13 protein-coding genes and 1 pseudogene are annotated in these 12,917 nt (G+C 59.9%); 8 read left to right on the top strand and 6 right to left on the bottom strand.

All coding sequences use genetic code 11. The annotated features are described in order from the left end of the window. Positions 1-497: 497 nt before the first annotated feature. The 4 genes from ACP7D4_RS20685 to ACP7D4_RS20700 all read left to right on the top strand — a co-directional run bounded on the left by ACP7D4_RS20685 (position 498) and on the right by ACP7D4_RS20700 (position 3,207). Entirely contained in the window at positions 498-1,574 is a 1,077-nt protein-coding gene (locus tag ACP7D4_RS20685) for a PDDEXK nuclease domain-containing protein (protein WP_426211048.1), read from the top strand. 76 nt (positions 1,575-1,650) lie between these two features. Next, positions 1,651-2,613 carry a UPF0149 family protein gene (locus ACP7D4_RS20690; RefSeq protein ID WP_426211050.1) on the top strand — a complete coding sequence of 321 codons (963 nt, stop codon included), beginning with the start codon at positions 1,651-1,653 and terminating at the stop codon, positions 2,611-2,613. Between the two features lie 12 nt (positions 2,614-2,625). Beyond that, the gene (locus tag ACP7D4_RS20695) at positions 2,626-2,811 is read left to right on the top strand and encodes a DUF7685 domain-containing protein (RefSeq protein WP_426211052.1); all 186 of its coding nucleotides are present in this window, start codon (positions 2,626-2,628) and stop codon (positions 2,809-2,811) included. Positions 2,812-2,820: 9 nt separating this feature from the next. Next, positions 2,821-3,207 carry a DUF7713 domain-containing protein gene (locus ACP7D4_RS20700; protein WP_426211054.1) on the top strand — a complete coding sequence of 129 codons (387 nt, stop codon included), beginning with the start codon at positions 2,821-2,823 and terminating at the stop codon, positions 3,205-3,207. 144 nt (positions 3,208-3,351) lie between these two features. Here ACP7D4_RS20700 and ACP7D4_RS20705 read toward each other — a convergent pair whose 3' ends face one another. The 6 genes and pseudogenes from ACP7D4_RS20705 to ACP7D4_RS20730 all read right to left on the bottom strand — a co-directional run bounded on the left by ACP7D4_RS20705 (position 3,352) and on the right by ACP7D4_RS20730 (position 8,351). Then, positions 3,352-3,918 carry a hypothetical protein gene (locus ACP7D4_RS20705; protein WP_426211056.1) on the bottom strand — a complete coding sequence of 189 codons (567 nt, stop codon included), beginning with the start codon at positions 3,916-3,918 and terminating at the stop codon, positions 3,352-3,354. Beyond that, the gene (locus ACP7D4_RS20710; RefSeq protein ID WP_426211058.1) at positions 3,878-4,201 is read right to left on the bottom strand and encodes a hypothetical protein; all 324 of its coding nucleotides are present in this window, start codon (positions 4,199-4,201) and stop codon (positions 3,878-3,880) included. Before ACP7D4_RS20710 ends, ACP7D4_RS20705 begins: the two co-directional genes overlap by 41 nt. After that, positions 4,198-5,346, bottom strand: coding sequence for a DUF2345 domain-containing protein (locus ACP7D4_RS20715; protein ID WP_426211060.1), 1,149 nt, complete (start codon positions 5,344-5,346; stop codon positions 4,198-4,200). Before ACP7D4_RS20715 ends, ACP7D4_RS20710 begins: the two co-directional genes overlap by 4 nt. Beyond that, complete coding sequence (locus ACP7D4_RS20720; RefSeq protein WP_426105950.1) at positions 5,347-5,544, bottom strand: hypothetical protein; 198 nt, start codon at positions 5,542-5,544, stop codon at positions 5,347-5,349. Positions 5,545-5,638: 94 nt separating this feature from the next. Further along, a pseudogene (locus ACP7D4_RS20725) lies at positions 5,639-6,475 on the bottom strand (contractile injection system protein, VgrG/Pvc8 family); the annotation flags it as partial. A gap of 172 nt (positions 6,476-6,647) precedes the next feature. Continuing rightward, complete coding sequence (locus ACP7D4_RS20730; RefSeq protein ID WP_426105953.1) at positions 6,648-8,351, bottom strand: MFS transporter; 1,704 nt, start codon at positions 8,349-8,351, stop codon at positions 6,648-6,650. A 285-nt stretch (positions 8,352-8,636) separates the two neighbouring features. On the opposite strand from ACP7D4_RS20730, the gene ACP7D4_RS20735 reads away from it, so the two are divergent. The 4 genes from ACP7D4_RS20735 (at position 8,637) to ACP7D4_RS20750 (ending at position 12,916) form a co-directional block, all read left to right on the top strand. Continuing rightward, positions 8,637-9,815, top strand: a complete 1,179-nt coding sequence (locus ACP7D4_RS20735; RefSeq protein ID WP_426211061.1) for an acetyl-CoA C-acyltransferase — start codon at positions 8,637-8,639, stop codon at positions 9,813-9,815. 137 nt (positions 9,816-9,952) lie between these two features. Then, on the top strand, positions 9,953-11,806 hold the full coding sequence (locus ACP7D4_RS20740; RefSeq protein WP_426211063.1) for an acyl-CoA dehydrogenase: 1,854 nt from the start codon (positions 9,953-9,955) through the stop codon (positions 11,804-11,806). 9 nt (positions 11,807-11,815) lie between these two features. Continuing rightward, positions 11,816-12,118 (top strand): Dabb family protein, encoded by a 303-nt coding sequence (locus ACP7D4_RS20745; RefSeq protein WP_426211064.1) that lies wholly within the window; start codon positions 11,816-11,818, stop codon positions 12,116-12,118. A gap of 15 nt (positions 12,119-12,133) precedes the next feature. Next, the gene (locus tag ACP7D4_RS20750; RefSeq protein WP_426105957.1) at positions 12,134-12,916 is read left to right on the top strand and encodes an SDR family oxidoreductase; all 783 of its coding nucleotides are present in this window, start codon (positions 12,134-12,136) and stop codon (positions 12,914-12,916) included. Position 12,917: the final 1 nt, after the last annotated feature.

Here is a 12,917-nt window from a genome sequence, read left to right on the forward strand (position 1 = left end):
CATTGGTCGGCGCGCATGGTCATGACGACGGCGCGCTCTTGAGTAGTCAGATGTTTGTAGATTTTTGCCATGGCGGCACCTTACAGCAGAAGGTGTTGCACTTGGTCTTTGAGAACGCCACAGATAGGAAAATATGAGACATCCCGCCGACGTCCCGCCCTCTCCGCTGGCTGGCAGCAAGCAAGCGCTCCGAGATTCACTGCAAGAGCTGCAACAGGAACTGGATAAGCTTTCGCCGACGGCCAAAAAGCATAGCGCAATGAGGAACAACTATGAAAGGACGATTCGATTGACGCAACAACTGCTGGACGAACATGAGGCGCGAGAATTGGCCTGTACTTCTCCCCCCCCAGCGTTCGGTTGGAATTTTCTGAAGCTACTCGGCATCTCCGCGCTTGGCGGGATAGCAACGCTGTGCATACTGTGGCTTACGCAGCATTAAGCTCGGTCCCCGACCTTTCAATCACGACATTCGAACACCTAGGAAAACCACGCAAATGACTGAATCGAATCTTATGCCCGGTTCGGAACCAGATATCCCTGCACTGCTAGCTGAACTTGGGGAGCTGATCCGCGCGGCACGACAGCGCGCGCTACGCGCTGTCGATGTCATCCAAGTGCAAACTTGTTGGGAGCTGGGCCGGCATATCGTTGAGTTCGAGCAGGGCGGCGCGGCGCGCGCAGCCTACGGCAAGCGCCTACTGTCTGAACTGGCCACGGCATTGACTGCCGAATTCGGTAAGGGTTTTGATGCGTCCAACCTTCGGTACATGCGCCAGTTTTATCAGGCATTTCCAAAGTGTGACGCACTGCGTCACGAATTGAGCTGGACCCACTATCGGACGCTATTGCGGGTAGACAGTGACACGGCCCGGCAGTGGTACATGAGCGAAGCGGCAGCGCAGAACTGGAGTTCGCGCGCGTTAGGGTGTCAGATCGGCACACTGTACTACGAACGCCTGCTGGCCAGCCAGGACCGCGCCGCTGTCGAACGGGAAGCCAGCGGCCAACTGACGGCGCTGAGCGAGAGTCCACGCGAATTCGTACGCGATCCAGTGCTGCTGGAGTTCCTCGGCCTGCCGGGTGCCGGCGCGCTGTTGGAGAGCGAACTCGAACAGGCATTGATGGGCCAACTGCAGGCCTTCCTGCTGGAACTGGGCAAGGGCTTCGCCTTTGTCGCCCGCCAGCAGCGCATCAGTACCGAAAGCCGCGATTTTTATATCGACTTGGTGTTTTACAACTACTTGCTCAAGTGCTTCGTCATTTTCGATCTCAAGCGGAGCGAGCTGAGTCATCAGGACATCGGCCAAATGGACATGTATGTCCGCATGTACGACGAACTCAAGCGCGGCCCGGACGACAACCCAACCGTCGGCATCATCCTGTGCACGCACAAGAATGCCTCGGTGGTGCGCTATTCCGTCTTGCACGGCAACGAGCAACTGTTGGCCAGCAAATACAAACTAGTCCTGCCCAGCGAAGACGAACTGCGCGCCGAGCTCGACCGCGGGCGCGCCCAGCTTCAACAAGCACAACAACACACCTGGGAAGATAAACAATGGAAAAAACCTTAAGGTACCCTTTCCAGAGTTTCTCCTGTTTTCCCCTTTTAGCACGCACCAACAAGCAGCACGATCAGGATTGAAAAAAGTGACAAATATCGACGAAGACACGCCCATTATCTATTCCTCTCTGAATCAGACCGTAAGCCGTAGCGGAAGGAGCGTGCAGGTGGAAATTTATCGCGCGGAGAATGAGGATTGGATACTCGAGGTGGTCGACGAGCACGGTAACTCGACCGTTTGGGATGATCTGTTCCCGACCGACCACGCGGCGCTAGACGAGGCTATGCGTACTATTGATGAACAAGGCATCGATGCGGTGATCGGCCCGCCGTCCGGTCAGGACAATCGCAACGCAATGCACGGCTTGTCCGATGCCGAACTTTGCCAACTTGATGATTATCTTGCCCACGAATCGATAGAATCGACGTCGATGGATCTTGCGATGTTCGATGGCTACCTTGCCGCGATCGCCATCGGTCCCGAGCTGATTCCCCCGTCCGCATGGTTGCCATGGGTATGGGACCATGTCGATGGCCGGGCCGAGCCCGTGTTCGACAAGAGCTCGGATGCGAACCGTGTCCTCTTGCTGCTAATGCGGCATTACAACGCGGTCGTCGAGGCTTTCAACACCGACCCGGCCGGTTTCGAGCCCATGTTCTTGCGCGGCGCAGACTACGGCGCCGCTGAATGGTCAGACGGTTTCCTCTGCGGTTTCCAGTTCGACGAGCGCGCATGGAGCCTGCTCGCCGTCGGACGACCGACCTGGTTCGCGCCATTCATGCGCTTGGGGACCGAAGACGGCATGGCGATCACCGACAAGCAAGGCGATGCTGCCCGATGGATCGATGCCGTAGTGCCGTCGTTGGTGGAGATTGCCACCTACTGGAAATCGCGGCGAGCAATGCGCGGCCACGCCCCCATGCCGGCGATGCCCATCGTCCGGGCGACACCGAAGGTCGGGCGCAACGATCCTTGTCCTTGTGGCAGCGGTAAGAAAGTCAAAAAATGCTGTGGCGGTACGCCGACGGCGCCATCAACACTGCATTGAGGAGGGAGCAGCGTGTCTGAAATCGTCTGTGCAGGGTGTGGCGCCGTCACGGCGGGCTACGACACCGTCAACTACGGGTCAATCGATGTGGGCTATCGGGTGCTGTGTTCCCGTTGTTTCAACAGCGAGGTAGCCACGCGTGTTGGTCTCGATAAGTTCGAGCATGTCCGTCTTGAACCAGTCAAGCTATCCGATTGAAACGGAGTGATGCACGAGTTTCACCTGCGTACCCATCTGCTCGGTGACATCGTCTCGCTGGAGGCATTCGAGCTTCGCGACGGCGCGCCGGGCGGCTACGAATTCCAGATCATCGGCGATCCGCGCGAAGACTTATTTGCCCTGTGTGGGCGTCTCGTGGAAAAAATGCGCTGCGCCTTGGCGGTGATGCACGTTAGACGCGGAAGGCTCGGTCTGGAAATCATCGAGGAGACCGTCCGAGGGCGCATCGGCTCTGACGATGCCGCCGAGGACCGCTTGCCGCTCGTTACGATCGATGGGCAAGAGTTCTCCTGGGACGAGCTTGGACATGCGTTGATGTGTTTCGAGGGATGGCAGTTCAAGCTTGAGGTTGCCGACCGCAGCGATGAGGTCTGATGTCGGCCGCAGCCGCCAACGTCGAAGTGACCTTGGCCGGCCGTGGTACCAGGCCGTGGTTCAATCGGTGGCTCCATGGCGGCACTTTTGCAGGAGAGGGTGCTGCACTTGGTCTATGAGATTGTCCACTAACGAATGTTGGTGCTATGTCCCGGAGCTCGATATCCAAAGGTATAGAAGCACCTTCCCTTGAGCCGCGCAAATAAATCCTTCCACGGGGTTTTTCGTTTTCGTAAAGGTCGTGGAGTAGTCCTTGCACGCAATAGCTGGCCGATAATCGTTTCTCGGCATGGACTTTTTCATCTCGGCTTTAAACGGTTCGGACAACCAGGGACGCGCAGATTCCGGTACCACCCGCATGATGAATTCACTCGTCGGCTCAGGCTTAAACCAGTTGGACTCGCTAGTCTGCATCTCTGCAACAAGGATGACGTTATCGGTTGGGCCTAGTGCCCCCGCGCCGAGGTATTCGGGTGATCCGAATTCCTGCCATTGCACGCTCTTGATCGGAATCTGAATATCTATCCGCTTGCGAAGCTCGGCGATGCTGGTCTCGATCGGCGGCGCAGGATCGGTGGGCGCAGGTGTTCGTGTCAGCAGATACATGATCGACAGAGCGAGCAGCGCCACGAAAATCAAAAATGCCCATTTCCCGATCCGGACTGCTTTTTCAAGGAGCGATCGGGAATTTGTTGCCTGTTGTGTTTTCATGAGCGCCTTGGTCGCGTTGTTGACAGAGTGCCGTCGGTTTTCGCAGCGGCTGCTTTGGCATGCCACGATCCCCCAGGTGCCCGTTGTCGTGTTCGAATACGGGGCGCTGCGCCGGTCCTAATTTATACGTGTCGGTTTCTTGCCTTCGGAATAGTTTTCCCTTGGCCAGTTTGTCCTTTTCCTGAGCCGGTGTCAGCTTCAGCCGCTCAGGGTTGCCCACGGCGCGCTTGCCGAGCGCGACGCCATTAACATCAGTCTTCAGTATGTTAAATGGCGAGCTCATGCTTTTGCCTTAAAATTTGCGATTAGTTTCATTGCCTCATGGCCGAAATCGACCTTCCCTTGGAGCGCGGCCTGGTCTTGGGCCAGGTCGGTAAGCCCATCCGAATCGGTTCGGCCGTGGTACACAACGCCATCGTCCAATCGAATGAAATAAGGAGTCTCAGCCAGGATTTCGCCAGTGTCCAGCGCACTGAGCTGCATTTGGCGATTGAACAGGCTCAATTTTGAAGATGGGAGCGGTGCCGACGACGCTTCGGCGCGCGCGCCCCCGTCAAACACATGTTGTCCGCCCTTGACAGAAAAGTTACCGGGACATGCAAACGTAATATTCCCGCCTTCCAACGTGATCGATGACTGTCCTGCTTGCAACGTAATTCGTTCGCTGCCCTTGATCTCGATACTGCCGTTCACCGAAACAATCGTGATGGCCTTGTCCGCCAAAATCTCCAGTTGGTCGGTATGCGCCTGCAGCGACACCGGTCCGTTGCCGGCGATGGCCTGAATGCCCCCGGCATGCGTGAACAGGTTGACCGCGTTCGCAGCCACCGACGACACCGTGTGCGCCGCAGCAAGGTGCAGGTCGGACTGCGTGGTCCACTGCATGTGCTGTCCCGCGAAGATGACGGTCGAGGCGGGCGTCGCCCAGTTGATATTGGTCGGCGACTCCATCAACACGAGCGGCGCCGCAAATTTCTCCACTGGTTGCTCGGTGTCGAGTTCGCGCTCGCCGGCTTGCGCCTTGGCCGCTTCCTGACCGTTGACCGGTCCGGCGTGCTTGCCTTTCGCCTTTGGATCGATCTGGGCGATGAAGTCCTGCTGCGCGTTGTCCGCGTCCTTGCTGAATAAGGCCTTTTGCTGCACGGCCGCGTCGCCCAGGTGCTTGCCCAGGTCGGCAGCCCCGGTGGACCGCGAAACCGCCTCGGCTACATCGAGCTGGGTCGAGGCCACGCCGCTGCCTTGCTGGTAGCGGCCAGTGGTCGAGAGCAGCACGCCTTCGCCGCCGCGCACCACGCCCCAGGCATCGGTGCGCAGCTCGAAGCCTCTGCCGCGATACTCGCCGCGCTGCGCGGAGGAGGGCGCCTGCGCGATCAGGTAGCCCAGACTGAGTTGCGTGGCCGCTGTGCTGGTTGCCAGGCGCGTGCGCACCTAGCCCGGCGTGTCGTCCAGCTGCCACTGGTTAAAGCCGCTGCCGTCGAAGTTATGGCTGTGGATCCCGGACAGCACGCCGGCATGGTTGACACCGGAATCGATGCCGGCCGCGAAGGGCGGCGCATCCGATCCGGTGTACAGCTGCGCGACGACGACGGGGCGGTCCATGTCGCCTTCGATGAAATCGACCAGCACTTCCGTGCCGATGCGCGGTGTGAACTGCGAGCCCCCGCCGGACAGCGCCGGCGCCGACAAAGACTTTGTTATCCAGTTCCAGTGCCTGCAGCATCAATGCGCTGTGCGAATCGGCCACACCGCTGTCGCTGGCGATGCGCTCGCCGCTGCCGTCGTAAATGGCCAGCGCCGGCAGTTCGCCCGCCTCCAGGCTGGACTCGTGCTCGGCCGCAGGCGCAACGAGTTGAAACGGATCCCAGCTGCTGATGCTGACCGCGTTGGCCTGCACTTGGCGCCGCGCGCGAAATTCGTCGATCGCGTCGTCCGTATCGGTGGCGCGTACGCCGTGGAAACGGATTGTGTCGCCGCCCGGCATTGCGGGCGCTTGCGCCTTGCTGTCGAATAGGACCAGCTTGTGCTTGGGCTGCAGCAGTGCAACGGTCAGCTCTTCGCCAATGAACAGGTCCACGTCGAGGTCGGTCGACACGCTCAAAGCATCGACATCGAAGGCAAACAATTCGTTGACGGCCTCGCGGCCGCTGAATTTTTCAGCCATCAGCGACTCGGGCAAAGCCCGGTCTTCGGCGCTGGCCAGGGCTACGAGTCGTGAATGCTGGCTGAGCCCGGTGCCGAACAGGCCCAGGGCAGATACTTCGGCGAGGATGCCCATCTGTTCGGTGTGGACTGTGCGGTGGGTCACGGTTGGCGCGCGCTTGACCATAGTGCGGCGGCGACCAGGCGCAGGCCGCGCCAACGCGGCACAAAGCCATCCTGCTCGGCGCGTGCAATCGGCCAGTCGTTGAGTCCCGCAATAGTAACCAGGGACAGTTTGGCGCGCGCCTGCGCGAAGGCCTGTTCGGATACCTCGTGGACCAGATGCGCCTGCAGACGCAGATGCGCAAAAAAAAGTGTCCAGTTCGGCCTGAACGCGCATGCGCATGCCGGTCAGCATGATAGCGACCAAGGTCACCAGCAGCAGTTTGCGGCAGCGGGAGAACGCATAATTTACTGAAGTGCACGCCCATCGCTAACTTGGGTGGATTGCGAACTGACCCCGGGAGTGGGGTGCACTGACGAAAAAAATGCCGCTATTGCTAGCGGCATTTATGGGGAGTGCTGCCGGCTTAGTCGGCGGCGTAGATGTCGTTGTCCTTGGTTTCCTTGACGAAGATGGCGCCAATCACGAAGGTGATCAGGGCAATGATGATCGGATACCACAGGCCGTAGTAGATGTCGCCCTTCAATGCCACCAGTGCGAATGCAGTGGTTGGCAGCAAGCCGCCGAACCAGCCGTTACCGATGTGGTAAGGCAGTGACATCGAGGTGTAGCGGATCTTGGTCGGGAACATTTCAACCAGCATCGCAGCGATCGGGCCATATACCATCGTGACGTACAGCACCAGGATGAACAGCAGTACAACGGTCATCGGCTTGTTGATCTGCTCAGGATCGGCCTTGGATGGGTAGCCGGCTGCCTTGATGATGCCGCCAACTTCCTTCTTCATGGCCGCTTCCTTGGCCTTGCTGTCGGCATCGAAATTCAAGCCGTCAGCCGTCATGACGGCGTCAAACGAGCTTACTTCCTTGTCGCCCACTTTGATCCGGGCAACCGAACCCGGTGCGCCGGCTTCAGCCGTGTAGCTGACCGATGCACCAGTCAAGATGCCTTTGGCAACGTCGCACGACGATGGGAATTTCTCGGTGCCGGTCAGCTTGAACTGGAAGTGGCAGGTGGCTGGATCGGCAATCACCGTCACTGGCGAATTGGTCAACGCCGTTTCGAGCGCCGGGTTGGCGAAGTGCGTTAAGCCCTTGAAGATCGGGAAGAACGTCAGCGCTGCAATCAGGCAGCCGCCCAAAATGATCCACTTGCGTCCGATACGATCCGACAGGATGCCGAAGACGATGAAGAACGGCGTTGCCAGCAGCAGTGCCACACCAACCAGGATGTTGGCCGTGAGCAGGTCCACCTTCAGCGTTTGCGTCAGGAAGAACAGCGCGTAAAACTGGCCCGTGTACCATACCACTGCCTGGCCCATCGTCAAGCCGATCAGCGCCAGCAGGACGATCTTGGCGTTCTTGCCTTTCAGGAAGGACTCGGTCAGCGGCGCCTTCGACGTCTTGCCTTCGGCTTTCATTTTGGCGAAAGCCGGCGACTCGTGCATCGACATGCGAATCCATACCGACACGCCCAGCAACAGCACCGACACCAGGAACGGCACGCGCCAGCCCCAGGCTTCAAATTCGGCTTCGCCCAGCGCAGTGCGGGTGCCGGTGATCACCAGCAGCGACAGGAACAAGCCCATCGTGGCCGTGGTCTGGATCCATGAGGTGAAGTAGCCGCGCTTGCCTTCCGGAGCGTGCTCAGCCACGTAGGTAGCCGCGCCGCCGTATTCGCCGCCCAGCGCCAGGCCCTGCAAAATGCGCAGCGTGACCAGGATGATTGGGGCAGCAATGCCGATCGTCGCGTAATTCGGCAATAGGCCGACGACGAAGGTCGAGGCGCCCATGATCAGGATGGTGATCAGGAAGGTGTATTTACGCCCGATCATGTCGCCCAGGCGACCGAACACGAGCGCGCCGAAAGGACGCACGATGAAGCCGGCCGCAAAGGCGAGCAGCGCGAAAATAAAGGTGGTGGTTGGGTCGCCGACAAAAAACTGCTTGGCGATAATAGCTGCGAGCGAGCCGTACAGGTAGAAATCGTACCATTCGAAGACGGTACCAAGTGAAGAAGCGAAAATGACTTTCTTTTCTTCCTTGGTCAGGTTCTTGGACGCAGGAACCGCCTTCATTCCGTTGGCCGTGGTGCCAGAGGATATTGCCATAATGTGTCTCCGTCTATTTGAGTTATGTGCTTCATCGGATCAGCCGGTAATTGTTCAGCTGCATGCAGTTTGTTCCGATAACCTTACGTCATCCTTGCTTGAAACTTACGCGAAACTGACGCCACCGCGACCCTACTTCGCCGGACGTTTTCAAGCGCACGCCGCGCGCCGAAATTTGAATCGCAAAATTTGCGAACGACCGTACTAAAATGTGCTATTCTCGTATCAATCAACAGGGCCCAGCGCCTCACTAACTAACATGTCCACATACATCAGGAGACACAAATGATAGATGCCGTCATCGTATCGACCGCCCGCACCGGTTTGGCCAAATCATGGAAGGGCGCCTTCAACATGACCCATGGCGCCACGCTAGGCGGCCACGCGCTGCAGGCGGCCATTGCGCGCGCCGGCATCGAAGCGGGCGAGATCGAAGACGTCATCATCGGCTGCGCCAATCCCGAAGGCGCCACGGGTGCCAACATCGCGCGCCAGATCGCCTTGCGCGGCGGCTGCCCGGTCACCACCGGCGGCATGACCATCAACCGCTTTTGCTCGTCCGGGCTACAAACCATTGCCACCGCGGCCCAGCGCATTTTGGCCGGCGAAGGCGATATTTACGCGGCCGGCGGCGTCGAGTCGATTTCCTGCGTACAGCAGGAAATGAATACCCACATGCTGGCCGATCCATGGCTCAAGGAACACAAGCCGGCACTGTACTGGCCGATGCTGCAAACGGCCGAAACGGTCGCCAAGCGCTACAACATCGGACGCGACCGCCAGGATGAATACGGCGTGCAAAGCCAGCAGCGCGCCGCCAATGCCCAGGCCGCAGGCAAGTTCGACGCCGAAATCGCGCCGATGACCACGGTCATGGGCGTGGCCGACAAGGAATCTGGCTTGTTGACAACGCGCGAAGTGACCATTTCAGCGGACGAAGGCATTCGCGCCGACACCACCATCGAGGCGGTGTCCAAGATCCGCAGCGCGCTGCCGGGCGGCGTGATCAGCGCCGGCAATGCCAGCCAGTTTTCGGACGGCGCCTCGGTCGCCGTGGTCATGAGCAGCCGCATGGCCCAGGTCAAGGGCCTCACGCCTTTGGGCATTTTCCGCGGCTTTGCCGTGGCCGGCTGCGAACCGGACGAAATGGGCATTGGCCCCGTGTTCGCCATTCCCAAGCTGCTGAAAAAAGCGGGTCTGACGGTTGCCGACATTGGCCTGTGGGAACTGAACGAAGCGTTCGCCGTCCAAGTACTGTACTGCGCCGATGTGCTGGGCATCCCGATGGATCGCCTCAACGTCAATGGCGGCGCCATCGCCGTGGGCCACCCGTACGGCGTGTCCGGCGCGCGCCTGGTTGGGCATGCGCTGATCGAAGGCAAGCGCCGCGGCGTCAAGTACGTGGTTGCTACCATGTGCATTGGCGGCGGGCAGGGCGCCGCCGGCCTGTTCGAAGTCGTTTGAACCAAACCGGGGGGCAGGCAATTGGCGCCGTGTACCGCGCCCCTGCGTAGCGAGCCTGCCTTGCAAGGCAGGTTTCCTTAGCCCGTTATGACAGGGCACCGCCGGCCCGGTGGTGCCCGCACTCGCCAGGACACCCAATGCAATCGAAAATTCTGTCGCGCCGCGACATCGACTTCCTGTTGTATGAATGGCTGGATGTGGAAACGCTGACCAGCCGTCCCCGTTTCCAGGACCATAGCCGCGAAACCTTCAACGCCGCGCTCGATACGGCCGAACAGATCGCCACCGACCTGTTCGCGCCTCACAACAAAAAGAACGACAGCAACGAACCCCATTTCGATGGCGAAAAAGTCACCATCATTCCCGAAGTAAAGGTCGCGCTCGACGCCTTTTCCGCCGCCGGACTGATGGCGGCAAGCCAGGACTATGCATTTGACGGCATGCAGTTGCCGTGCGTGGTAGGCAAGGCGCTGTCGGCTTACTTTACGGCCGCCAACATCGCCACCTCGGCGTATATCTTTTTGACGGTCGGCAACGCTAACACCTTGCTCAAGTGCGCAACGGCGCAGCAAGTCGAACGCTTTGTGCGGCCTATGCTTGCCGGAAAATTCTTTGGCACCATGTGCCTGTCGGAACCACAGGCCGGCTCCAGCCTGTCCGACATCAGCACCCGCGCAGAACCGGATTTTACTGCGGCGCCGGAAGGCGAACGCCAGTACCGGCTAAGCGGCAACAAGATGTGGATTTCCGCTGGCGAACACGACTTGGGGGGCAACATTGTCCACCTGGTCCTGGCCAAGATTCCGGGGCCGGATGGGCGCGTGATTCCAGGCGTCAAGGGCATCTCGCTCTTCATCGTGCCCAAGTTCCTGGTGGGCGACGATGGCGCGATCGGCGAGCGCAACGACGTCGTGCTCGCCGGCCTGAACCACAAGATGGGCAACCGCGGCACCACCAATTGCCTGCTCAATTTTGGCGAAGGGCGCCACCGGCCAGGCGGGCGCGCAGGCGCGATCGGCTACCTGGTGGGCGAGCCGCACCAGGGCTTGATGAATATGTTCCACATGATGAATGAAGCGCGCATCGGCGTGGGCATGTGCGCGGCGGTGCTGGGCGTCACCGGCTACCTGCACGCGCTCGACTATGCGCGCAACCGGCCGCAAGGTCGCCCGCCCGCCGAAAAAGATCCGGTCAAGCCGCAGGTGCCGATCATTGAACACACCGATGTGCGGCGCATGCTGCTGGCACAAAAAGCGTACGCCGAAGGCGCAATGGCGCTGGTCATGTATTCGGCCCGGCTGGTGGATGAACAGCAGAGCGCCCCCGCGCCCGAAGCGCGCGCACGCGCCGGCATGCTGCTCGACTTCCTGACGCCGATTACCAAGTCGTGGCCATCGCAATGGTGCGTGGAAGCGAACAGCCTGGCAATTCAGGTGCACGGCGGCTACGGCTACACGCGTGAATACAATGTAGAACAGTTTTACCGCGACAATCGCTTAAATGCCATTCATGAAGGCACGCATGGCATTCACGGGCTCGATTTGCTGGGCCGTAAAGTGTCGATGCAGAATGGCGCTCTGTTCAAAGCCATCAGTGCCGAGCTTGCCGCCAGCATCGCCAAGGTGCGCGCGGCCGATGTGCCGGACGAGCTGCATGCCAGCGCCGACTTGCTGGAACAAGCGTGGGGACGCATCGGCCGCGTTACCACCACGCTGTATGGCGCTGGCGACATGAACAAGACCTTGGCCAACGCCAGCCTGTACCTGGAAGCGGTCGGCCATACGATCGTCGCCTGGATGTGGCTGGAGCAAGCCCTGGTGGCGGCGCATGCCTTGCCGGGGGCCAGTCGCGACGACACCAACTTTTACCTGGGCAAGCTGCAAGCGTGCCGCTATTTCTTCCATTGGGAGCTGCCGAAGGTTCAGCAACAGCTGGAGCTGCTGGCCAGCATCGACACGACCACGCTGGACATGCAGGATGCGTGGTTTTAAAAGGACAACATGATCAAACATATTGTGATGTGGAAGCTGAAAGACTTTGCCGAAGGGGCCGACCGCGCCGCCAATGCCGTCAAGATGAAGCAAAAGCTCGACGCCTGCGCCAAGCTCTCGCCAGGTACGCTCAAGTTCGAAGTGGCGCTGGCGCAACCCGGACTGGAAGCGACTTACGACGTGATTCTGTACGCTGAATTTGCCAACAAGGAAGCGCTGGCCGAATACGCCGCCCATCCAACCCACAAAGCCATCATTCCATTCATTGGCGCTGTGCGCGACGAGCGCCAATGCATGGACTACGACATTTGACCTGAAGGAAACCCTATGCGTACTACCCAAGAATTGTTTTCGCTGGTCGGCAAGACGGCCCTGATCACCGGCGGTTCGCGCGGGCTGGGCCTGCAAATGGCCGAAGCGCTTGGCGAAGCTGGCGCCACGCTGGTGCTGTCGTCGCGCAAGCAGGCCGACCTCGACGAAGCGGTCGCCCACCTGAAGGAAAAAGGCATCACGGCAACGGCAATCGCAGCCGACCTGTCGCAGGACGCGCACATCGGACCGATGGTCGACGAAGCCATCAAGCGCCTCGGCCACATCGATATCCTGATCAACAATGCCGGCGCCAGCTGGGGCGCGCCGGCCGAAGACCATCCCATTGAAGCGTGGGACAAGGTCATGAATTTGAACATCCGCAGCATTTTTCTGGTGTCGCAGGCGGTCGGCAAGCTGTCGATGATTCCCCGTAAGTACGGCCGCATCATCAATATTGCATCCATCGCGGGCCTGGCCGGTAACCCGCCGGGTACCATGAAAACCCTGGCCTACAACACCTCCAAGGGCGCCCTGATCAACTTTACGCGCACCTTGGCGGGCGAATGGGGCGAATACGGCATCACCGTCAACGCCATCGCGCCGGGCTTTTTCCCGTCCAGGATGACGCGCGGCGTGCTGGCCAGCATTGGCGAGGAAGCGCTGGCCAAGGATGCGCCGCTGGGGCGCATTGGCGACGACGAAGACATGAAGGGCGCCGCGCTGCTGTTCGCCTCCGACGCCAGCAAGCACATCACCGGCCAGACCCTCGCGGTCGACGGCGGCGTGACGGCGGTTTGAA

Origin of the sequence: Massilia sp. TWP1-3-3, assembly GCF_049897805.1 — a bacterium.
Classification (GTDB): Bacteria; Pseudomonadota; Gammaproteobacteria; order Burkholderiales; family Burkholderiaceae_D; genus Telluria_A.